This is a genomic window from Mesobacillus subterraneus (assembly GCF_003937825.1).
In the GTDB taxonomy this organism is placed as follows: Bacteria; Bacillota; Bacilli; order Bacillales; family Cytobacillaceae; genus Mesobacillus; species Mesobacillus subterraneus.
Genome location: NZ_RSFW01000009.1, coordinates 215786 through 235710, shown reverse-complemented (window position 1 = coordinate 235710; position 19925 = coordinate 215786). Strand labels below are relative to the sequence as shown.

The window sequence follows — 19925 nt, the reverse complement described above, 5'->3', positions numbered from 1 at the left end:
AAAGGCCATTCCGTTGATGTTCCATACCTTTGGAAGTATAATGAGAGTAAAGTTCTAAAAATGGACGGGGTGAAAAATAATGCTTACTCTGGATATATTCGGGTTCAGGGCCCTCTGGAGCCCGGTTTTTATGCTTGTCATGGCAGCTCTGCTGGTTGCATATTATTTGGTGGCATTCAAATATTATCATCGTTTTAAGGATGGTGTACCGGCAACCAGGAAACAGGCTGCTTACTTTACATCCGCTGTGCTAGTGCTTTATATCATAAAGGGATCACCTGTAGATTTGATGGCACATATCACTTTTTATATGCATATGATCCAAATGGCCGTACTTTATCTTGTTGTTCCTCCATTATTGATTTTCGGATTGCCTAATTGGCTGTGGAGAGCGTTTTTATCATTGCCGGCTGTAGACCCGTTATTTCGCTTCTTCACCAAGCCGCTTATCGCCTTGATCATGTTCAACGGAATATTTTCTATTTATCATATTCCGCTGGTTTTTGATTACGTAAAAACGAATATGTGGGTTCATGCAGGTTATACCTCCGTTCTTTTTGTACTGGCGATGTTCATGTGGTGGCCGCTCATCAATAAACTTGAAGAATACCAGACATTGTCAGGGGTAAAGAAAATGGGCTATATCTTCGCTGATGGTGTTTTAATCACTCCAGCGTGTGCATTGATCATTTTTGCTGATACCCCAATGTATGCGACATTTTCGGATCCGAATGCCTGGGGTGAGGCACTTAAATTATGTGTTCCGCCGACGATGCTGTCTTCACTGGATTTAAGCGGTCCGGAAATGTTCAGCTCAATTTCGCTCCTTCATGACCAGCAGCTGGGTGGGGTCATCATGAAGGTCATTCAGGAAATTGTCTATGGCATCTTCCTTGGATATGCATTCTTCCAATGGTTCCGCAATGAAGAAGAACGTCAGTCTGAACAAGATGCAATCAATCTTGCCAGCGCTCCGCAGACTGTTAAATAAAGTTGATATGGCAGGCTTCCCATTACTAGAGGGAAGCCTTTTTATTAATGGTTGTTTCCGCATGTTTTTTTGTTTTTTCGTACTTAACCCTTCACTCGCTTTTTAACGGGGCTTAGGGGCGCATTTTCTTGCTAAAAGGCAGGAAAATCGTTAAAATTCAGATGCCGATTTTTACTCTTGGGCCTGAAAGCAACAACGTTTACGAAAAAAGCCTTTTTACTAGTAAATCCGGCCTGATATTTTTATTACATTATTGCCACTCAATGATTGAAAAATCAGGGTAGGTCACATACAATTAATCTTATGGAGAAATAATGATTGAGAGGGAAACGATATGTCTAATTTACCGATCTTGCCAACGATCAGCACGACGTTCATAGTTTTGAGCGCTATCTTTGTGGCTATTGGCTGGGCACAGATAAAACAAAGAAAAATCGAAAAGCATCAGAAAACCATGACATTGGCAGGGATTTTTGCCATAATATTTTTTGTCATTTATGCATCAAGGACCATCTTCATTGGAAATACTTCCTTTGGCGGACCCGATGACATCAAAATCTATTACACTTTATTTTTGATCTTCCACATCACACTCGCGACTATTGGAGCGGTGCTGGGAATCACATCTCTGTATACTGGTTATAAAAACAAGCTGGAGCGCCACAGGAAGCTCGGGCCGATTACAAGTGTCATCTGGTTCTTCACAGCTATTACAGGTGTTGCTGTTTATCTTCTCCTCTATGTTTTTTATGAAGGCGGAGAAACAACTTCTGTGATCAAGGCTATCCTTGGAACTTAATAAGAGGTTGGGAAAACATTGCAATCAGCAATGTTTTTTCTTTTGCAGGGATATTTGCGATAAAACTCGAATGTATATAGTGACAAAAAGGGGGAAGATCAGCTTGGATATTAAAGTTTTATCGGAAGAACATTACTTACAATCGATGAATCTGTCGATGTATGCTTTTCAATACCAAGTGCCGGAAAATGATATTCCAAAGCGCCTTGAGACATTAAAAAAACATAGGCTGCTTGGGATTTTTGAAGGAGAAGAATTAGCGTCGAAATTGCATATCCTTTCTCTGAATGTAAAAGTGGGCAAGCAGGAGTGGAAAATGGGTGGGATTGCAGGGGTGGCCACTTACCCTGAGCACCGCAGAAAGGGATATGTGAACGCTCTTATGAAGAGATCGTTGGTGGATATGAATGATGATGGAAACATTGTTTCCTTCCTGCATCCATTTCAAATCGACTTTTATAGAAGGTTCGGCTGGGAAGTTATTTCAGACAGAAGGAAAGTAACAATTGAAAAGATTGATTTAAAACCTTTAAAGCCCCAGGCGGGACAGATTAAAAGGTATATAGAAAAGAACCACTGTTTTGATGTAGAGAACATCTATAACCAGTTTGCTGAGAAACATAGCGCAATGCTTGTGAGGGACAATGACTGGTGGAGCAACAATATTTATGGCTCGCAAACAGCAGCAGTCTATTATAATGCTAAAGATGAACCTAAAGGCTATCTGTTATATGAAGTGAAAGACAATGTTATGAAAGTGGAGGAACTGGTCGTGCTTGACCACGAATCAAGGGTTGGTTTATGGAATTTTATCTGCCAGCATGATTCTATGGTGGATCGTGTAGAACTCATGCTTTCCACACATGAGCCATTTCCGTATTTCCTTAAAGAGCCTAAGCTTAAGACTGAAATCTATCCCTATTTCATGGGCAGGATTGTAAATGCTGAAAAAGCGCTGGAGACCTATCCTTTTAATAAAACGGAAAAGAATGTGTTCCTTCATCTGGATGATCCGGCAGCTCAATGGAATACCGGTACATACCTGATTGGCCGGGAAGAGGTGAAATTCTATCCTGTAAAAGAAGGTAGTGCATGTGTTACCCCGCCGCAGCGTGGACTGCAGTTGAATATCAACGCACTTACTGCAATTCTGTTTGGATATAAGAGACCCATGGAATTATTCGAGATCGATTTGCTTAAGGGAGATGTTGCAGAAGTACTGGAACTGGAGAAAAAGATTCCTGCCCTCAAGTCATTCTTTTACGATTTTTTCTAGTATTCTTTTCAAATAGGAAACCCGGGTGTTTATCACCCGGGTTTTTTCTCGTTTCTCAAATCTTAAATTTCATTTTAATGATCCCTGCTTCTTTAGCAGAGTTGAAGCCGATCAGGATTAAAGGTCCAATGACGAAGCCAAGGAATCCGAATAGCTTCAAGCCGAGGTACATCGCGATCAGTGTGGATAATGGGGATAGTCCAATATGGCTTCCCATCACTTTTGGCTCGACTGTACGCCTGATGATCAATAATATGACCGCGAGGACCGCCAGTTGCGTCCCAAGTGCGACACTTCCCGTGGCCAGATGGAAGATAGACCATGGCGCCAGTATAACGATGGAGCCAATCAGCGGAATGAAATCAATCAGCCAGATGACCGCTGACATCACAATGGCATATTCCGGCGCAATGAAGAGCAATCCAATCAAAGAAACAGCAAAAATAATCACACTGACGAGGAATTGGGCTTTCAAGAAGCCGAATACCACATAGGAAAGGCGGGAGGTCATAAAGTGAACTTTATCAGCCGTTCTTTCCGTCAAATGGCTATATACACGTTTTCTTAAAGATGGAAGCTCCAGAAGGAACAAAAATAACGCGATCAGATAGACAAGGAAGCTAATCAAAAAGTTTGGAATATAGGTCAGCAAGGCCTTTAAGTTATCTATATTGATGAAAGCGATCATGTCATTCTTTAGTTTATTGAGAAAATCCTCTGCCTGGCTGCTGATTTCTGTTACGACTTCCCTTGGCAGGTCATTTGCCGCTTCCACAAAGCGGTTCTGCGCCATATACCAGGCATTCGTAATTTCATTTATGTAGACAGGTGTATTGTCAATCAGTTCAATTGCCTGCGTAACAGCCGTTGTTGTCAGGAAGTAGCCGGCAACCACAATCAGGAGAACAAACAGGAGAAAAATGCCCAATACTGCCAGCCTTCGTCCAATCTTGAACCTTTTTTGGAAATATACTACTGCAGGTTCAAGGAAGAGGGCGGTGATCAGCGCAGCAATCAGCGGGATGGATACCGGAAGAATAATAAACATGATTGCCGCCACCAGGATGGTGATAAATGCGATAATGATGGTTCGTTTTGTAAAAATACCGGACAATTGGATCTCCTTTCTATACCCATGAAGAGTACACCATAAAAAACATGTAGTGAATCCTTTACTCTTCAACAAGTCAAAGAGTAAAAATCCTTAACACTTAAATTATAGTACGCATTTAATATAAGAAACAACAAAAATAACGTTGAGAAAGCAGTGTTTTTGTTAACTTTGCTGATTTATTGCCGCTGTGTCAGGTTTTCAGCCTTATTTTTTGGTTATTGACTATATCTTTTCTCTGTAAGCATTCGAAAATTCGTGTTCACAGTTTTATTAAGGGGTGAGGCTATGAAGAACTCAAGGAAGATCATGCCTCCGCATTATAGAGAGGTATGCCGTGCTGTCTGTGCGATTGTCCATGCCAATCTGGATGAAGATCGATTTTTCCAGCCATCAAGGGCATGGAAAAGGTCCAGTTTTTTTTCCGCGCGCGGGTTTTCTTTTTCCGATCACGGAGTAATTGTTGGAATCGAACAGGATTTGTTGAATGTAAAAATTTATGCCACTGCCTTAACGGGAGATTTCCCCCTTTATCAAACTGCATTCTTGCTTCAGGAGAGGATAGCAGAAGAAATCAGGCTGCTCACTTCCATCTTTCCCAATAAAATCGATATCGTCATAACGAGCGTCAGAACGATGCAAAAAAAGACGCAATAAATGCGTCTTTTAATGTAATGCCTAAATTATTGGATTGCGACTTTCTCCACTTCCGCTTTTATCTCTTTAAGCAGGTTTTCGCTCTGGCTGACAAGTGCCTTTGGAAAATGTTCGCCTTCACCATACTCAACCCCATGCGGATAGTAATGCTTACCCAGCAAAGGAGTGATCAGTTGAATGATCGCTCTGTGGGCCCCTACATCGCCTTCCACAGCATAGCCCTGAACACGAAGATAATATGTACCCTCTTTCACGACTATTTTTTTGTCATAATTGACTCGCTCATAGTCCCATTGTTCTGAACGGACCAGTCCGTGATCGTGCATAATCTCGTCCAAACGGTTCAAGTCCGCCTTGAATGTTTCAATGCCCGTATTTTCAAATCTCATCTTATACCCTCCTAAAACACACTGCAAGATATTACACTAAAAGATTTTATCTCAGTTTTAATAATAGTAAAAAAATGATTAAGTTGCAATGAATATAAAAACGAACTTCTTTTAAAATGTAACCATCCTGATGCTCCATGTAGTATCTGATAAACGAGCTGGGATTATGTGTCCCTTGGGCATAATAAGCAGGATTCGGGTAAACATAACTGTGTGAAGGTAAAGCATAGATAAATAAGGAGGAAAATGAAGGTGCGTAAAATCAGTGAAATCATGACAACCGATGTGGAGACTTGTACGTTACTGGATAATGTATTCGAAGTAGCTGTTAAAATGAAGGACTTGAATGTTGGTGCAATCCCGATTGTGGATGAGGACAAGCTTGTCGGAATGATCACAGATCGTGATATCGTAATCAGGGGAGTAGCAGAAAAGCATCCGCCATCTTCAAAAGTAGAAACCGTCATGAGTGATCATCTCGTAACGGCTACCCCAGATATGACCAGCAAAGAAGCAACCAGACTGATGGCAGAGCATCAGATCAGGAGGCTGCCTGTGGTAGAGGGAGATAAGCTCGTCGGAATCGTGGCGCTTGGCGATTTTGCAGTCGATGAAATGACAGATGAACAAGCCCAGCACGCTTTATCGGAAATCTCTGAACCTGGAAGCCAGGTACAATAACTTTCAGGGCACTCTGCCAAGGGTGCCTTCTTTCTTTCTTTATTTATTTATGAATATGATAGTCAGAAAAAAATCATTTCATTAGAAATAGGTCAGCTCTATTAATGATTTATTTTTTTAAGGGACTGTTGTAATGGTTCTATTAAAAAGAAGATAGTAAATGATATAATAATTTTAAAAATCGCTCATATAGTGGTAGAGAGAGATGATAGAAAACATGTGAACACACTGCGTGTTTTCGAAAGGGGGGGCTTGGTCTGCGTACAATCGTCAGGATTTTATTATTTGCGGCAATATTTTTATTTATAGGTTTATATCTAGGTTATAACAAGGATGATGGCAATGTACTAATCATCGATCAGGAGTCGACTCCTAAAGTAGATGAATCCCTCGAAAAAAATATCAGTGAACAGAACATCAGTGAAGGAATTGAGCAGCCCCAAAACGGCGTAGGGTCGCTCCTGGGAAAGGAGATAGACGCTCTCAAGGCAGTTTTGGGCGAACCAGCCAGAGTCGATTTGTCAGCTTACGGGTTTCACTGGTGGATTTTCAATAATGATCTTGATCAGTATATCCAAGCCGGAGTATTGAATGGCAAGGTTGTTACTGCCTACGGAATAGGGCCTAAAGTGAATGTGGAACCTTTTAAAATTGGCCAGCCGATTGAAGAGATTTTTTCAATGAATGTAATTGAACCAGACGTGACCTTTGAATACAACGGCAGTTCATATAAGTTTGAGCTTTCCGAACAGGATATGAACACCCGTCCTGTGATCAAGATGGGCGATTATTTCGTTCAGCTGTACATCGACCGGTTCACCGGTTCAGTATCCAGCATCCGGTTTATGGATAAAGAGACAATTGTCAAACAGCGGCCATATGAAATGGTATACAGAGGTACGTTGATTGAACCCCCTGTCTTATCTGATGGTGACTGGGTCAGGATTGAGGCAGGACTAAAAAAACAAATCCTTGATATCACGAATGCGCTGAGACTAAGACATGAGCTTGAAGTACTTGAGTGGGACGAAAAAACAGCAGAGGTTGCATACGCCCATAGTAAGGACATGGCGGAGGAAGATTACTTTTCCCATGAATCGGAAAAATACGGTGACCTTTCAGAACGCTTGAAAACAGCTGATGTAGTGTATCAGGTAGCCGGGGAAAACATTGCAGCGAATTATACTGATGCACCGGCTGTGGTCGAGGGTTGGCTGAACAGTGAATCCCACCGTGAAGCACTGTTGAATGAGGAGTTTTCCCACCTGGGTGTAGGGGTTTACCGAAAGCATTATACCCAGAATTTTATCAGTATGTGGGAACAGTGATTGCAATTTTAAATTTTATCTAAACAAAGGAGTATGGCCAAATTGGTCATACTCCTTCTTCATGTTTGATTGCCCTGTTAATTGAGAAATATCCTTGTTTCCAGTTGCCGAACAAATGCACGACATCACCTTTTTGAAAAATGGGAATGGAAGCGCCTTTCCTTACAGGGGTTACTTTTCTTACGGTTACCTGTTTGGAATCGGTCATGATTTTCAGTACAGTAACATGGTTGAACCTATGATAATAAAACCGCTCTTTATGTTCATGGATTTCCAGGATTTTGCCCGTTATGATGGCCTCTTCCGGAATATCCTCGAGGTTCAGCCATTCCTGATAATTTTCCTGCATTTCCTTCTTCGTAAGCCAATAGAAATAAGCAAGGATAATCGGAATTACGATTGCAGTAACCATAGAGCCCCCACCTTATTTTTTATGCTGTTTTTCAACAACAAAGAAGCTTCCAGAAGAATGTGCGATTTTTTTGCCGTCCGACCTGAACATGTCCGCTTCCAGCACAATTGTACTGCGTCCTTTATGAATCAGTGTCGCCTTGCAATGGATGCTGTCGCCAATTCCTGCGGCTAGATAATGAATATTCATCTGGGATGTGACTGCTGCAAATCCTTCAGGTAAAAGCCTGTTGGCCAGAGTGCCCATTGCTGTATCGAGGACAGTGGCGGTAAAGCCTCCATGCACAATTCCCAGTGTATTATCGAGCAGTCTTGTAATTGGAATATCAATTTCACAGGATTCGCTATCAATCCTTCTGTCCATATGAAGGAGACCATCGATAAATGTACTGTTCTTTCCGCTTAATTTATTTTTGACCCCTGACAAAACGGTCCTGATCGTTTCAAGATCCTCTTCGCCTGATAGCGAGATGCATTCGTCCAATAGCTGGTGCAGTTCTTTTTCCACTATATTAATACCTCTTTCTGATCAGCTCTTTCCATATGAATGAGCATGGAAATCATTATTGTAATAAAGTCTTCTGTTCATTTATTTATTTTACCATTTATAGAGGCTCTTTTCGCATACTTTGTTGTTATCTGGATATTTCCGTTTTTTATGCACCTTTAGTGAATAAGGAAAAAAACCGGGAAGCAATTTAAGTGTGTTTGCAGGGAACTTGTGAAAACCTTAAAAGCGAAACAGCTAGATAACAATCTGATAAAAGCTGAATGCCGCTTGTGATATTTACATTTTCAATAATGGACAATGAAGTCTTTGTTTTGGACTTTTCACCAATCAGGAGAAGAATCATATGCTATTATAGGCATTTGTTACACTGTGAGGTGAAAGCTATGGCCAAGAAGAAACTTCATCCCTCTGTTGAAAAGTTCAAGGAGTTCGTGAAAGGTCATCCTGAACTTGTCCGGGAAGTGAGGAGCGGGAATACGACCTGGCAGGAATTGTATGAAGATTGGTATCTGCTTGGTGAGGATGACCCTAAATGGGGTGCTGAAAGCATTGATGACCAGACCGTAAAAGGTGAAGAAGAAGAAAAGAAGACAGACTGGCTTGGGACCATCATGGGCGCGGTGCAGAATATGGATCCTGAAAAATTGCAGGGCCAGATTTATAACATCAGCCAGACACTCGGAGCAATCCAGGGAGTGCTTTCACAATTCCAGGGTTCCAAAGGAGGTCCGCAGGCACCTAAAAGTTCAGGGCCAGTGAATCCTTTTTCATTCAGGAAGGATTAGAACGGAGGCTGATCATGCGTAAAGATGTATTGGAACAATTAAGATCGAATAAGGACTTGATTGAGTTTGTCCGAGCCCAGCCCAACTGGTACAGAAAGCTCAGCAGGGATCCAAGGGACGTTTATTCAGCACAAATCGCGGCCCTGCATCATTTTGAGAAAACAATCCCGCATAAGGTGCAGAAGTTCTCCAATAGTGTCCAGATGGCTTCAATGATGATGCATATGTTCTCGAGCATGAACTCGAAATCATGACCAGCTTTCTTCCTTGTGAAGAAAGCTTTGTTTTTGACTGGAATAATAAAATAATCCACTTTTGGATTAGCCCTTTGTGATGGCCTCGAGGAACGTCCTATGCCTGTCGGGGATGACCAAGGCGTTTTTGTCCTTCATTATTTGCAGCAGTCAACCCGGAAAACTTCGCTTTTCTGGCAGTTTCATGGTAAAATGGGTGACGGAGGTGAGCCAGCTTTGCTTGCTGTTACATCAGAAAGAGTATTATTGTTGGAAGAAGCTGAACAATTGGTCAGCATGATCTTAGAATCTGATATTGCCGAGAATTACCGGCAGTGTTTATATAATGTTAAGAACAATCCAGACACTCAGAGGAAGGTCCGTGAGTTCGTAGAAATGAAAGAACGCTATGAGGAAGTCCAGCGTTTTGGGAAGTATCATCCGGACTATAAGGAAGTCATGGGTCAAATTCGGATCGTAAAAAGGGATCTGGATCTTGATGAGGTGATTGCCGAATTCAAGAGAGCAGAGAACGACCTTCAGGCTATGCTTGATGAGGTCAGTGTCATCATCGGCAGGTCTGTGTCCGAAAGCGTCAAGGTCCCGACTGGCAACCCATTCTTTGAAAGTTCATGCAGCGGCGGATGTGGCTCTGGTGGCAGCTGCGGTTGTTCTGCATAATTCATCTACTGCAGCATGGAGAAATCCATGCTGTTTTCTATTTACAGTGGCTATAGCCGAACGGACTGGATTCACCTGTATTTTATTTTAACCTGATGCAATCTGGACAAAGATTGCCGCAGCAAAACATTTTCCTTTGCGGGACATAGAAGCGGTGGCGGAAAACAAGCAGAAAGCCATCCTTCCTGACGAATTCCGTCTCGCTATGAAGCTGCCGTCCCTTCATTGCGCCAGCTGAAGCGTGCCGAATTCTGTTCTCTATTTCCTTTTGGCTGCCGTCCTCTTTTCTCTGGACATATAAAAACGGGATGCCTGCGGCTTTTTTATAATAGACATTGTCAATTGCTTCATCTGCGGACAGGATGGACAGAAACCGTTCCCATATCAGTTCAAGATTCATATACTCACCTTCTTGAATGAATTGATTAAGGCTGATCGTAAACCTTGCTGCTCACTGAACCACAGTGTTCTTGCGGTTCCTGATGGGATGTCAGTGAAGGAGCAGCAAGAAAAAGCCCCGAGCAGCTAAGATTGAAAGATTATATACAAAAAAGGCTGCAATCCATACGAAAACAGCTTACTTACATGATACGCAAGTTGCAAAAAAGGGGCAAACGTGATTGGTGATTGAAAAAACTGGTTTTTGTATGCTAGACTAGTACAAAGCAAACGTTTACCGAAGGGGAAAAAATATGATAGGACAGAGGCAGGGAATCATCGTATGGCTGTATTCACTGAAGCAGGCCAAGATGCTCAGAAGATTTGGAAACGTCCATTATGTCTCAAAAAAACTGAAATATGCCGTGATCTATTGTAATCTGGATGAGGCAGAGGCACTTATGGAAAAAATAAGTTCATATTCGTTTGTCAAAAAGGTGGAGCCTTCCTACAAGCCATTCCTGAAAATGGAATTTGAGAATTCTTCCCCTGACAAAGCAAAAGAATATGATTATAAGATGGGAATATAAGAAAAAAGGTGAGGAAGTCCTCACCTTTTTTGTATTTTATTGAAGCGGCGGGATATAGTGGTTCAATCTTAATATCCCAATCAGATGCTGGTAATATAACTCTTTCTCGGCAAAAACGCTAGATGGCTTGGCATCGAATTCAATGATGACTTTGTCCAGTTCTGCAGCCAGCTCAGCGAACAGGTCAAATCGCTTGTTCTTCATTACATGAGGATTCGGTACACCTTCCCGACAGATGTAAAGCGCCTGGAAATTCCCGGGATTCGTAGGTTTAAGAACCACAACAAGAGAGCTGACTTCCTTATCATTATTTTTTGTATGGATGGCCATTAAGTGCATCAAGCGGTGGCGATTCGCCCTTGCCGTCTCAATTAATTCGTAAAGGTCCGAATATCCTTCTCCAAGCTCAATAAAACGCTGAATCAATCGTAACTTCCCCTTCCAAGATATCGTTCCACCATACTTTATCATTAGTGGAAGCAAATTTGAAGCTGTCCCGTTCATCTGCCTTTCATAAAACCAGGGAAATTTCATCTTACTACAAGGACATATTTTTGTTATTTTAGTAGTAGTGAATTTTATTTTTGCTTTCTCTGGATTTCTGTCTATCAGAGTTCAAGAAGATTGAGGAGTATTATCATTATGAAAAAAGCAGCCGCCCTGATCATTTCAGGCTTACTTATCATCATATCAGGAATGATCCTTTGGCAGTGGCTCTCTTTTACAAAAGAAAAAGCCAATCTGGCAGCCGAGCCATCAGCAACAATAAGCCAGGAGATTATAGTGAAGGTAGACGGAACCGGACTGAAGGTTAAACAGGTTTTTATCGGCCTTAACCGAGATCGCAGCTATGCTGTAGACATTCCTCTCCCAGCGAAAGCTGTGGAATGTACGGGGATTGAAAAAGAACCATGCGACAAAAATATGGAAGCCTTGCCAAAAGGGACAAAACTACAATTTCAATACGAGATAGAAAATGCAGCGGGGATTCAATTATTGCTGAATGAATGGCTTATCTCCTTGAAAGATGAAGATGTAACCCAGACAAAAATAGAAGTCATCGACCAGCTTCATAGAAAGGGAACATGGGCTTCTGGTTTGCCGTTAAAGGGGTATAAGCAGACAGAACTTCTCCACTATTACGTTTTTGAGGGGGCTATGGCAAATCCAGCTCTGTACTGGCAGGAAAAGCCTCTTGCCAAGCTTTCCAGTCAGAGGGGAATCCACTTCTATACCCCTTCGAAGCAACAGGAAATATACAAATTTGAAAGTCTGGCAAACTTTGAAGACAGCCATTTGTCAGTGGTCCTAGGTGATGACAAGCGGATTGTCCATGGAAAAGGTCTGCTTCTTGCAGGGAACAGTATGTCAAAGCAAGAACTGGAACACCAGCTTGCGATTTCATTATTATCCTCGAGATTTCCGGAAATCGCTGAGGGAGAGGCCTGGGTTCTGGAAGCTCTGGCTTCGCTCATAACAGATGTGGAGCCGGTCGATCGTAAAAGCAAAACAGCCGTAAGTGAGCTAAGAAGCGTATTTTCAGGTGAAGAGCTAAAAGAGTTTGTTGATTCCCTATCAGAAGGCGGGCTAACATTCGCTATGCTCGATCAACGGTTGTCTTCAATAAAAGGGATGGAAACGAAGTTCTTCGCCATGAATAGAAATAAAGATCCCGGCCTTTTCCCGATGCTATTCCTTGACAGCCGGAATGTCGTTATTAACGGGAATACAATTTCAGAAGCAGGGGTCATAATGAAAGATCAGCGAAATCTTTTTCCTCTAGAAAAAACGATGGAGATCCTCGGCTTCAAAACAGAAGCCAGCCCGGACAGGCAGTTCCTTACTATTACATCCGGCAACAGCCATTATACTTTCAACCTGAAAAATAAAACCTTTATTTTCAACGGAGAGAGCTTTGGTCTGCTTGAAAAGCCGTTCCATAGTATAAATGGCCATTTCTTTATCGAGAAAAAATGGCTGAATGCGATTTTTAAGGTGAACATAACAGAAGATGAAGAAAGCATCAGGCTGGCGCTGGATAAACAGGCAACTGATAAAAAATGAACTGTACCATGATAGTGAATGCATTAGGAGCGCGCTTGAAAAGGGAGTGGCAAGTCAAAAAAAAAGCCCTGCAGATTCTGCAGGGTCCTTCTATATCCTTTTTACAGGATAGAAGGCAAAGGGAGAGGAGAAACCGGAGGAAGAACTTATGGGGAAACGTAAGTCTTCTCCGCGGTTGGCAACAACATCCTCGAATTGATGTTGTTACCTTCATTATTTCCATTATAGGAAGCGTTATACACTTATTTGGTTAATTTTTTGCAGGTGTGGTAGGATAAGGGAGTAATTTCGTTTTTTGTGTCGATTGCTGCTGCTTTCAAACAATGATTGGAATACTGAACGTGAAATTCCGCTGATTTTGGTGTAAGCAGCAAGTTATAATGAAAAAAGCCTTTATGATTGAGGAGTACATAAGATGAGAGTTGTATCAGGTGAATTGAAGGGGCGGAGTTTAAAAGCGGTACCCGGGACATCCACGAGACCGACGACAGACAAGGTCAAGGAATCATTATTCAATATGATTGGTCCTTATTTCAATGGAGGTCTTGGCCTGGATTTATTTGCAGGAAGCGGCGGGCTGGGGATCGAAGCGCTGAGCAGGGGTCTCGATAAAGTCATATTCGTTGACCGGGAAGGAAAGGCGATACATGTCGTTAATGAAAACCTGAAATCAGTGGGTCTTGAGGATAGGGCCGAAGTGTACAGAAATGATGCAGTCAGGGCCTTGAAAGCAATCCGGAAAAGAGAACTAGTTTTCAATTACATATTTTTAGATCCGCCATATAAAAAACAGCAGCTGGTGAAATTGCTTGAAATGATCAGCGATGAGAAGCTGATTAATGCAGAAGGAATCATTGTCTGCGAGCACGCTTCTGACATTTCACTGCCTGAAGAAGTGGGCAGTCTGATACAGACCAGAAGCGAGAAATACGGAATCATAGGGATCACACTTTTTAAACTTGTTGGAGAAGATGAGGGGGAAGTATAAGTGGCACGGATTGCTGTATGTCCTGGCAGTTTTGACCCAATTACATATGGGCATTTAGATATCATCACAAGGGCTGCCAAGGTCTTTGACGAAATCTATGTAGTTGTTTTGAATAATTCTTCTAAGAAGCCATTATTCTCAGTTGAAGAGAGAATTGACTTAATTGAAAAGGTGACCAGGCATATCCCGAATGTCAAGTTCGATTCATTCCAGGGGCTGCTTGTAGATTATGCCGAAAGCGTTAATGCCAACGCAATCATCCGTGGGCTGCGAGCCGTTTCGGATTTTGAATATGAAATGCAGATCACTTCAATGAACAGAGTATTGAATGATAAGATTGAAACTTTCTTCATCATGACGAACAACCAGTATTCATTCTTAAGTTCGAGTATTGTCAAAGAAGTTGCAAAGTATGAAGGGAAAATATCCGAGCTGGTCCCTGTGGAAGTCGAAGAAGCTCTTGTGAAAAAATTCAATGAGAATCAAAAATAACGGGCAGATTGCTGCCCGTTATTTTTGTTGCATCATGCGATTACCGAGTATCCAAATATAAAGGATCAGGCTGCCGATGGTGACGAGCGGCCCAGCTGCGGCAATCAGGCTGTACGCCTCTGCAAGGCGGCTGCCCTCGTTTGTCAAATACTCCATCACTGGAAGTGCGTTGGATGGCTGTCCCTCTTCAAAGAAGCGCTCATAAACCGGAGTCCACAGTAGATACGCATACACAGCAGCAAAAATGCCATGCAGAATCCTTGCGAAGAAGAAAGGCTGGAAACGGATATCGGTCTGAGCAAGTATGCTCGCAACCTGTGCCTGGACGCTGAAACCACTAAAAGCGAGGATGAAGCTGGTAATCACAGCCTGATGCATTAGAGTCGCCTCCTGAACCTGGCTGGTCATCTGGCTCCCGAGAGTGATTTCGAAAAGCCCGGAGATATATGGCATGCTCAGCATTTCGGTCATTCCGAGCATCGCAAGAGCAATTTCGATGAACTCTGCCAGAAAGGCGGTAATATGCAAATGGAACAATAGCTTGTTTATGACAGAAAATAAGATGATGAAACCGCCGATCATCAACAATGTTTGAATGGATGACATAACAGCATCACCAAGGAGCTTTCCAATCGGACGGTTGTCTTTGATCCTTGTCCGATGCAATGCAGCGAATGCATCCCTTATCGACAGATTCCTATCTTTTTCTTTTGAAGACTTCTCTTCACTTCTTCCGTAAAATCTCATAATCAAGCCTACGCTTATGTTCCCCAGGTAATGTGCAAGAGCGAGTATGATCCCCAGCTGCACATTATAAAAGAACCCTACAGAAACCGCACCGAAAATAAAAAGAGGATTGGATGAATTGGTGAAGGAAACCAGTCTTTCTGCTTCAATCTTTGTTAACTGCCCCTCCTGGCGAAGGCGGGCAGTAAGCTTCGCCCCGGCAGGAAATCCTGAAGCCATACCCATTGCCCACACAAATCCGCCGACCCCTGGAACCTTGAATAACGGACGCATCAGAGGCTCGAGCAATACTCCTATAAAACGGACAACACCGAAGCCAATCAGCATTTCAGATACAATGAAAAAAGGCAGGAGAGAAGGGAAGACAATTTCCCACCACATATTCAACCCTCTGATTGAAGCATCAAAGGATTCCTGAGGAAAAGAGATGAGCGATGCAGCCAGCAAGGTGACAGAGGCTGCAAGGAAGAGTGTTTTAATTCTGGATTTGAGCACCTTTTATCCTCCCTCCTGTTCGTCTGTTGCTGTGAAACTTTTATAATCAGTGGTAAAATAAAGAGAAACTTGATCAGTGGGGTTATTTTCCATCCGCCGCTGGTTGTATGTATTCTCCTTGTTTTTAATGGCTGACTTCCTGCATGATTGCCGAACTGCGCAAAGAGCACATTAAAAACAAAATATATGGTTAGTTGTCAGCCTTGTCCTCATATAAATCAATATACTCGCTGAACTTTAAATTAGACCAAGTTTAGTTTGTATGGATGAAATTACGGTTTTAAGGGAGGAAAAAGCTTTGGCGAGCCCGAAGGTTGGTTTGGCTCTTGGTTCAGGCGGCGCACGAGGATTTGCCCATCTGGGTGTTATAAAGGCTTTGAGGGACGAAGGGATCCCCATTGATTTGATTGCCGGCAGCAGCATGGGGGCACTCGTTGCTTCCTTTTATGGGGCGGGTCTTGATGTTGAACGGCTATATAAGCTTTCCCGTGTATTTAAGAGGAAATATTATCTGGACTTCACCGTCCCCAAAATGGGGTTCATCGCTGGAAAAAGGGTGAAAGAATTAATCAGGATTTTCACTCATGGCAAAAACATTGAGGAACTGGATATTCCGATCGGCATCGTGGCAACAGATCTAATGTCAGGTGAGAAAGTGGTTTTCAGGGATGGACCGGTAGCTGAAGCTGTCAGGGCGAGCATCGCAATCCCTGGTATATTTGTTCCGGAAAAGCTGGAAGGAAGGCTTTTTGTAGACGGAGGAGTAGTTGACAGGATTCCTGTATCAGTCGCCAAGGAGATGGGAGCGGATATTGTCATTGCCGTTGATGTATCCAGCGTAAAAGTGAATAGTGAGGTTACTTCCATTTTTGATGTCATCATGCAAAGTATCGATATTATGCAGATGGAGCTTGTGGCTAATCGTGAGGTTGCCTCCGATATCATGCTCAGGCCGCCAGTGGAGATGTACAATTCAAAGGCATTCACAAATATAGAAGAAATCATTGACATTGGTGAGGAAGAAGCCAGAAAACATATTGATAAAATTAAACAGTGTATTGAGCAGTGGAAGGGGTCCCAAACAGAATGAGCAGAAAAGCGTCTATCAGCCTGTCAATATTGGCAGCTGTCCTATTAATGGCAAGTGCCCTCTATTATTTGCCTTATTATGTTTCAAAGCCGGGGATGGCAAAGGAGCTTGAACCGATCATCGAAGTGGAAGGCGGATATGAGGAAGAAGGCAGCTTCATGCTGACGACCGTCAGGATGGGGAGAGCAAATATATATTCCTATATCATCGCGAAGATGAGCAAATATCAGGAACTATATCCTGTGGAAGATATCAGGGCAGAAAATGAATCTGATGAGGAATACAATATCCGCCAGCTACACATGATGGATAACTCGAAGACCGTCGCAATAGAAGTGGCGTACAAGAAAGCGGGTATCCCGGTAGAGTATAACTATAAGGGTGTTTATGTGCTTAGGATCATGGAAGGTATGCCGGCTGAAGGAAAGCTTATGCCGGGTGATCTCGTTTTCGAGGTCGATGGAAATGAATTTGAGTCTTCCGATGATTTCATTGCTTATATCAGTTCAAAGAAACCGGGAGATATCGTTCAATTAGCTTATAAACGGAATGGCAAGACAAACAATGTGGAAGTTCCGCTTAAGGCCTTGGATGATGGCAGTGAGCGTCCTGTTGTAGGCATCCAGCTTGTTGATGACAAAGAAATAGATGTTGATCCTGATGTGACGGTCCATTCGGAAGAGATAGGCGGACCTTCTGCCGGGCTGATGTTCTCTCTGGAAATTTATAATCAATTGATCGAAGAAGATTTGACGAAGGGATATGAAATAGCAGGCACTGGAACAATGAGCTCTGATGGTACAGTAGGAAGAATCGGCGGCATCCAGCAAAAGGTGGTGGCTGCAGATAAGGCAGGAGCAGAAATTTTCTTTGCACCATTTGAAAAAGGGGCGAAGGGTTCCAATTACGAAGAAGCAATGATTGCTGCGAAGGATATTAAAACAAAAATGAAAATCGTCCCGGTCGATACGTTTGAAGAAGCAGTATCTTATTTGGAAAATCTAAATAAAAAATCAAGCTGATTCAGCTTGATTTTTTATTTTGCCGAAAGCATGATTGGCGGACGCGCAAATTCCTCTTTGAGCAATCGTTCCTGTCCTCCTCCCGTTTGCCCCAGAGCATAAATTTTTGAAGCCCTGATATCCAAATCAATATCCTGTTCGGAATAGGAGGAGAGCTTCGAAATGAGCGGCAGGCTGAAATTCTTTTTATTACCATTCAGGTAAGCTCTGCCTTTATCGGTTGCTCCCAGCAATCGTAAATAATTTGCGGTGTGGGGAGCGGTTTTCATAGTATCTTTCCGAGTATTGGTCAATATATGAAGGCATACTCTCTGAAGCCGGGTCCAAGTATATCGCTTCGTTTTAATAGCCTCCATGAATTCCTGGAAGGTATCCGATGCAGACGCAGCGGCTAGCAGCCGGTTCTCGAGGCCTTCTTCGACTTCGTAAAATTCTTTTATTTCCGCCGGAGTGCTCTGGAGCAGTTTATATTTCAACAGGTGCCAGTAGCTTTCCCATGAATGGAATCCGCCATAATCATCCCTGTACTTTAGCAGCAGTTCATAGGTGGTATCCGGAACGTACTGCTTTATGGTTTCGATTTCACCGGATGCACCGAAAAGGGCTTTCCGGATGCTTGTTGCACTGGCGATGGTAGCAGAGGCGAAGTGTTCATCATGATAACCGGCGTTCTTTCTGGTGATGGTTTCCGCCTGCATAGCGCTTTTTTGGCTGATGATCGCCTGTATGTAGTGAAGGCCAAGGATATTGTTCGGCTTGGATATATCGATAAACTCCTCCGAAGGGGATAATGACCGGAAGCTGAGCGCGATCGATTTTGGATAGCTGTGTCCTTCCCCTGTGTAGAATCGGATCTGCTCCTGGAACCGATCATTGTTTGTCTCCAGGTAAGCAATTGTTCTTTTAAAAGCTTCGAGGTCACCGGATTCACTTCCAAAACAAAGCGTTGTACACCCGGCGGCAGAAAGTATCGATACAGCTCCTTCTGCAAATACCTCCGCGTGCTGGGTCGCAAAACGGTAGGGAAGCTCAAAGACGATATCCACGCCAGCGGCCAGGGCCATTTCAGTCCTTGCCCATTTTGAGACGAGCGCCGGTTCTCCCCGCTGCAGAAAATTCCCGCTCATTGCCGCGATGGCAATATCAGCACCAGATTTTTCTTTTGCCTGCTGCAGGTGGAATAAGTGGCCATTATGGAAAGGATTATACTCAACAACGACACCGACCGCTTTCATTTTAGGACTCCTTCATGATAAGATGGATATTGCATTGCTTTGAAGTTTAATTTAAAGTATTTATGTAAATTATAGTGTAAAGAAAAAATATTGACAAATGATTACGCGAAGGGCTATAATTACCTTTGTTGCCTTGGGGTGATTCTATGAAATGGACAATAAGTCAGATACAAAAACATCGAAACAAGGACTTTCTGATCGATGAGATTGTCCGGATGGATGCAATAAAGGAAACAGATCCGACGATTCGAGAAGTTTCTCCGATCCAGCTTACTGGAAGGGCCGATATCAGTGCCACGAGAGTAACTTTCCATATTCGGATTGAAGGCCATCTGATTCTTCCGTGTTCACGGACATTGGTTGACGTAAATTATCCGATTGATGTTGAAACTACTGAAACTTTCATGTTGAATAGCCACGACTACGAGGCTGACGAGGAAGTTTATCAAGTAACAGGCGATGTCCTTGATCTTGAACCGATCATCAGGGAGATCCTGCTGCTGGAAGTGCCGATGCAGGTATTCTGTGATGATGGCGCTGGTCAAGAAGGCGCACCCCAGTCAGGTAAGGATTGGGAAGTAATCGAGGAACAGGAGAAATCCGAAAAACTTGATCCCCGGCTTGCCGGACTTGCAAAATTCTTTGAGGATTCCAAGGATTCCTCTGACTAACCGATTAAAAAAGAGCGTGAAGGCCCGGAATGGACTGGCCTTCATCAACTTTCTTATTCCTTTTAAGGAGGTGGGAAGAATGGCTGTACCATTTAGAAGAACGTCTAAAACTGCGAAAAGAAAACGCCGTACTCATTTTAAATTACAAGTTCCGGGTATGGTAGCATGCCCTAACTGCGGTGAAATGAAACTTGCTCACCGTGTGTGCAAAGCTTGCGGAACATACAAAGGAAAAGAAGTTGTAAACGACTAATTTTTCTCTCGAAAAAAGCACAGGATGCATCCGCATCCCTGTGCTTT

At 42.9% G+C, this 19925-nt stretch carries 25 protein-coding genes; 17 read left to right on the top strand and 8 right to left on the bottom strand.

The window, feature by feature from the left end; all coding sequences use genetic code 11:
• Positions 1 to 79 precede the first annotated feature (79 nt).
• The 3 genes from ctaG to EJA10_RS06730 all read left to right on the top strand — a co-directional run bounded on the left by ctaG (position 80) and on the right by EJA10_RS06730 (position 3066).
• Positions 80 to 991, top strand: a complete 912-nt coding sequence (gene ctaG, locus EJA10_RS06740; protein WP_125479237.1) for a cytochrome c oxidase assembly factor CtaG — start codon at positions 80 to 82, stop codon at positions 989 to 991.
• A 334-nt stretch (positions 992 to 1325) separates the two neighbouring features.
• The gene (locus EJA10_RS06735) at positions 1326 to 1790 is read left to right on the top strand and encodes a DUF420 domain-containing protein (protein ID WP_125479236.1); all 465 of its coding nucleotides are present in this window, start codon (positions 1326 to 1328) and stop codon (positions 1788 to 1790) included.
• Between the two features lie 103 nt (positions 1791 to 1893).
• A complete protein-coding gene (locus EJA10_RS06730; RefSeq protein WP_125479235.1) occupies positions 1894 to 3066 on the top strand; it encodes a GNAT family N-acetyltransferase in 1173 nt (390 codons plus the stop codon).
• A gap of 55 nt (positions 3067 to 3121) precedes the next feature.
• Here the strand turns inward: EJA10_RS06730 and ytvI are convergent, their stop codons facing one another.
• Positions 3122 to 4180, bottom strand: a complete 1059-nt coding sequence (gene ytvI / locus EJA10_RS06725) for a sporulation integral membrane protein YtvI (RefSeq protein ID WP_125479234.1) — start codon at positions 4178 to 4180, stop codon at positions 3122 to 3124.
• Positions 4181 to 4465: 285 nt separating this feature from the next.
• Between ytvI and EJA10_RS06720 the strand changes: the two genes are divergently transcribed.
• A complete protein-coding gene (locus EJA10_RS06720; protein WP_125479233.1) occupies positions 4466 to 4834 on the top strand; it encodes a hypothetical protein in 369 nt (122 codons plus the stop codon).
• A gap of 26 nt (positions 4835 to 4860) precedes the next feature.
• Here the strand turns inward: EJA10_RS06720 and EJA10_RS06715 are convergent, their stop codons facing one another.
• A complete protein-coding gene (locus EJA10_RS06715) occupies positions 4861 to 5223 on the bottom strand; it encodes a YugN family protein (RefSeq protein WP_125479232.1) in 363 nt (120 codons plus the stop codon).
• 252 nt (positions 5224 to 5475) lie between these two features.
• Here EJA10_RS06715 and EJA10_RS06710 point away from each other — a divergent pair, with 252 nt between their 5' ends.
• Together EJA10_RS06710 and EJA10_RS06705 are read left to right on the top strand one after the other, a co-directional pair.
• On the top strand, positions 5476 to 5904 hold the full coding sequence (locus EJA10_RS06710) for a CBS domain-containing protein (protein WP_125479231.1): 429 nt from the start codon (positions 5476 to 5478) through the stop codon (positions 5902 to 5904).
• A gap of 257 nt (positions 5905 to 6161) precedes the next feature.
• A complete protein-coding gene (locus EJA10_RS06705; protein WP_125479230.1) occupies positions 6162 to 7232 on the top strand; it encodes a CAP domain-containing protein in 1071 nt (356 codons plus the stop codon).
• A gap of 46 nt (positions 7233 to 7278) precedes the next feature.
• Here the strand turns inward: EJA10_RS06705 and EJA10_RS06700 are convergent, their stop codons facing one another.
• Together EJA10_RS06700 and EJA10_RS06695 are read right to left on the bottom strand one after the other, a co-directional pair.
• A complete protein-coding gene (locus EJA10_RS06700) occupies positions 7279 to 7644 on the bottom strand; it encodes a hypothetical protein (RefSeq protein ID WP_125479229.1) in 366 nt (121 codons plus the stop codon).
• Between the two features lie 12 nt (positions 7645 to 7656).
• Positions 7657 to 8151, bottom strand: a complete 495-nt coding sequence (locus EJA10_RS06695; RefSeq protein ID WP_125479228.1) for a PaaI family thioesterase — start codon at positions 8149 to 8151, stop codon at positions 7657 to 7659.
• 386 nt (positions 8152 to 8537) lie between these two features.
• Here EJA10_RS06695 and EJA10_RS06690 point away from each other — a divergent pair, with 386 nt between their 5' ends.
• From EJA10_RS06690 to EJA10_RS06680, 3 genes are all read left to right on the top strand, one after another.
• On the top strand, positions 8538 to 8939 hold the full coding sequence (locus tag EJA10_RS06690) for a YlbD family protein (RefSeq protein WP_125479227.1): 402 nt from the start codon (positions 8538 to 8540) through the stop codon (positions 8937 to 8939).
• A gap of 14 nt (positions 8940 to 8953) precedes the next feature.
• Positions 8954 to 9193: a YlbE-like family protein gene (locus tag EJA10_RS06685; protein WP_125479226.1), complete on the top strand. Its 240-nt coding sequence runs from the start codon at positions 8954 to 8956 to the stop codon at positions 9191 to 9193.
• Between the two features lie 192 nt (positions 9194 to 9385).
• Positions 9386 to 9853 carry a YlbF/YmcA family competence regulator gene (locus EJA10_RS06680; protein WP_125479383.1) on the top strand — a complete coding sequence of 156 codons (468 nt, stop codon included), beginning with the start codon at positions 9386 to 9388 and terminating at the stop codon, positions 9851 to 9853.
• A gap of 82 nt (positions 9854 to 9935) precedes the next feature.
• Here the strand turns inward: EJA10_RS06680 and EJA10_RS06675 are convergent, their stop codons facing one another.
• Positions 9936 to 10253 carry a hypothetical protein gene (locus EJA10_RS06675; protein WP_125479225.1) on the bottom strand — a complete coding sequence of 106 codons (318 nt, stop codon included), beginning with the start codon at positions 10251 to 10253 and terminating at the stop codon, positions 9936 to 9938.
• A 292-nt stretch (positions 10254 to 10545) separates the two neighbouring features.
• Here EJA10_RS06675 and EJA10_RS06670 point away from each other — a divergent pair, with 292 nt between their 5' ends.
• A complete protein-coding gene (locus EJA10_RS06670) occupies positions 10546 to 10821 on the top strand; it encodes a YlbG family protein (protein WP_125479224.1) in 276 nt (91 codons plus the stop codon).
• Positions 10822 to 10857: 36 nt separating this feature from the next.
• On the opposite strand, the gene EJA10_RS06665 is transcribed toward EJA10_RS06670, so the two are convergent.
• Positions 10858 to 11247 (bottom strand): DUF7147 family protein, encoded by a 390-nt coding sequence (locus tag EJA10_RS06665; protein WP_125479223.1) that lies wholly within the window; start codon positions 11245 to 11247, stop codon positions 10858 to 10860.
• 216 nt (positions 11248 to 11463) lie between these two features.
• Here EJA10_RS06665 and EJA10_RS06660 point away from each other — a divergent pair, with 216 nt between their 5' ends.
• The 3 genes from EJA10_RS06660 (at position 11464) to coaD (ending at position 14365) form a co-directional block, all read left to right on the top strand.
• Positions 11464 to 12885, top strand: coding sequence for a stalk domain-containing protein (locus tag EJA10_RS06660; protein WP_125479222.1), 1422 nt, complete (start codon positions 11464 to 11466; stop codon positions 12883 to 12885).
• 415 nt (positions 12886 to 13300) lie between these two features.
• A complete protein-coding gene (gene rsmD / locus EJA10_RS06655; RefSeq protein WP_125479221.1) occupies positions 13301 to 13873 on the top strand; it encodes a 16S rRNA (guanine(966)-N(2))-methyltransferase RsmD in 573 nt (190 codons plus the stop codon).
• A complete protein-coding gene (gene coaD, locus EJA10_RS06650; protein WP_125479220.1) occupies positions 13874 to 14365 on the top strand; it encodes a pantetheine-phosphate adenylyltransferase in 492 nt (163 codons plus the stop codon).
• 18 nt (positions 14366 to 14383) lie between these two features.
• Here coaD and ylbJ read toward each other — a convergent pair whose 3' ends face one another.
• Positions 14384 to 15607, bottom strand: a complete 1224-nt coding sequence (gene ylbJ / locus EJA10_RS06645; RefSeq protein WP_125479219.1) for a sporulation integral membrane protein YlbJ — start codon at positions 15605 to 15607, stop codon at positions 14384 to 14386.
• 298 nt (positions 15608 to 15905) lie between these two features.
• Here ylbJ and EJA10_RS06640 point away from each other — a divergent pair, with 298 nt between their 5' ends.
• Both EJA10_RS06640 and EJA10_RS06635 read left to right on the top strand, forming a co-directional pair.
• The gene (locus EJA10_RS06640; RefSeq protein ID WP_125479218.1) at positions 15906 to 16697 is read left to right on the top strand and encodes a patatin-like phospholipase family protein; all 792 of its coding nucleotides are present in this window, start codon (positions 15906 to 15908) and stop codon (positions 16695 to 16697) included.
• Entirely contained in the window at positions 16694 to 17719 is a 1026-nt protein-coding gene (locus EJA10_RS06635) for a SepM family pheromone-processing serine protease (protein WP_125479217.1), read from the top strand. The genes EJA10_RS06640 and EJA10_RS06635 overlap by 4 nt, the downstream gene beginning before the upstream one ends.
• A 14-nt stretch (positions 17720 to 17733) precedes the next feature.
• Here EJA10_RS06635 and EJA10_RS06630 read toward each other — a convergent pair whose 3' ends face one another.
• Entirely contained in the window at positions 17734 to 18954 is a 1221-nt protein-coding gene (locus tag EJA10_RS06630; RefSeq protein ID WP_125479216.1) for a nucleotidyltransferase, read from the bottom strand.
• A gap of 146 nt (positions 18955 to 19100) precedes the next feature.
• Between EJA10_RS06630 and EJA10_RS06625 the strand changes: the two genes are divergently transcribed.
• Both EJA10_RS06625 and rpmF read left to right on the top strand, forming a co-directional pair.
• On the top strand, positions 19101 to 19625 hold the full coding sequence (locus tag EJA10_RS06625; protein ID WP_125479215.1) for a YceD family protein: 525 nt from the start codon (positions 19101 to 19103) through the stop codon (positions 19623 to 19625).
• Between the two features lie 79 nt (positions 19626 to 19704).
• Positions 19705 to 19878 carry a 50S ribosomal protein L32 gene (gene rpmF / locus EJA10_RS06620; protein WP_023615018.1) on the top strand — a complete coding sequence of 58 codons (174 nt, stop codon included), beginning with the start codon at positions 19705 to 19707 and terminating at the stop codon, positions 19876 to 19878.
• Positions 19879 to 19925: the final 47 nt, after the last annotated feature.

What these genes read in the sequence shown, in the direction of transcription:
- EJA10_RS06685 (WP_125479226.1), top strand. Translation starts at nt 8,954, where the DNA reads ATGCGTAAAGATGTATTGGAACAATTAAGATCGAATAAGGACTTGATT.
- EJA10_RS06720 (WP_125479233.1), top strand. Translation starts at nt 4,466, where the DNA reads ATGAAGAACTCAAGGAAGATCATGCCTCCGCATTATAGAGAGGTATGC.
- rsmD (WP_125479221.1), top strand. Translation starts at nt 13,301, where the DNA reads ATGAGAGTTGTATCAGGTGAATTGAAGGGGCGGAGTTTAAAAGCGGTA.
- rpmF (WP_023615018.1), top strand. Translation starts at nt 19,705, where the DNA reads ATGGCTGTACCATTTAGAAGAACGTCTAAAACTGCGAAAAGAAAACGC.
- EJA10_RS06625 (WP_125479215.1), top strand. Translation starts at nt 19,101, where the DNA reads ATGAAATGGACAATAAGTCAGATACAAAAACATCGAAACAAGGACTTT.
- EJA10_RS06715 (WP_125479232.1), bottom strand. Translation starts at nt 5,223, where the DNA reads ATGAGATTTGAAAATACGGGCATTGAAACATTCAAGGCGGACTTGAAC.
- EJA10_RS06630 (WP_125479216.1), bottom strand. Translation starts at nt 18,954, where the DNA reads ATGAAAGCGGTCGGTGTCGTTGTTGAGTATAATCCTTTCCATAATGGC.
- ctaG (WP_125479237.1), top strand. Translation starts at nt 80, where the DNA reads ATGCTTACTCTGGATATATTCGGGTTCAGGGCCCTCTGGAGCCCGGTT.
- EJA10_RS06675 (WP_125479225.1), bottom strand. Translation starts at nt 10,253, where the DNA reads ATGAATCTTGAACTGATATGGGAACGGTTTCTGTCCATCCTGTCCGCA.
- EJA10_RS06690 (WP_125479227.1), top strand. Translation starts at nt 8,538, where the DNA reads ATGGCCAAGAAGAAACTTCATCCCTCTGTTGAAAAGTTCAAGGAGTTC.
- EJA10_RS06735 (WP_125479236.1), top strand. Translation starts at nt 1,326, where the DNA reads ATGTCTAATTTACCGATCTTGCCAACGATCAGCACGACGTTCATAGTT.
- EJA10_RS06670 (WP_125479224.1), top strand. Translation starts at nt 10,546, where the DNA reads ATGATAGGACAGAGGCAGGGAATCATCGTATGGCTGTATTCACTGAAG.
- EJA10_RS06680 (WP_125479383.1), top strand. Translation starts at nt 9,386, where the DNA reads ATGGGTGACGGAGGTGAGCCAGCTTTGCTTGCTGTTACATCAGAAAGA.
- EJA10_RS06700 (WP_125479229.1), bottom strand. Translation starts at nt 7,644, where the DNA reads ATGGTTACTGCAATCGTAATTCCGATTATCCTTGCTTATTTCTATTGG.
- EJA10_RS06660 (WP_125479222.1), top strand. Translation starts at nt 11,464, where the DNA reads ATGAAAAAAGCAGCCGCCCTGATCATTTCAGGCTTACTTATCATCATA.
- EJA10_RS06635 (WP_125479217.1), top strand. Translation starts at nt 16,694, where the DNA reads ATGAGCAGAAAAGCGTCTATCAGCCTGTCAATATTGGCAGCTGTCCTA.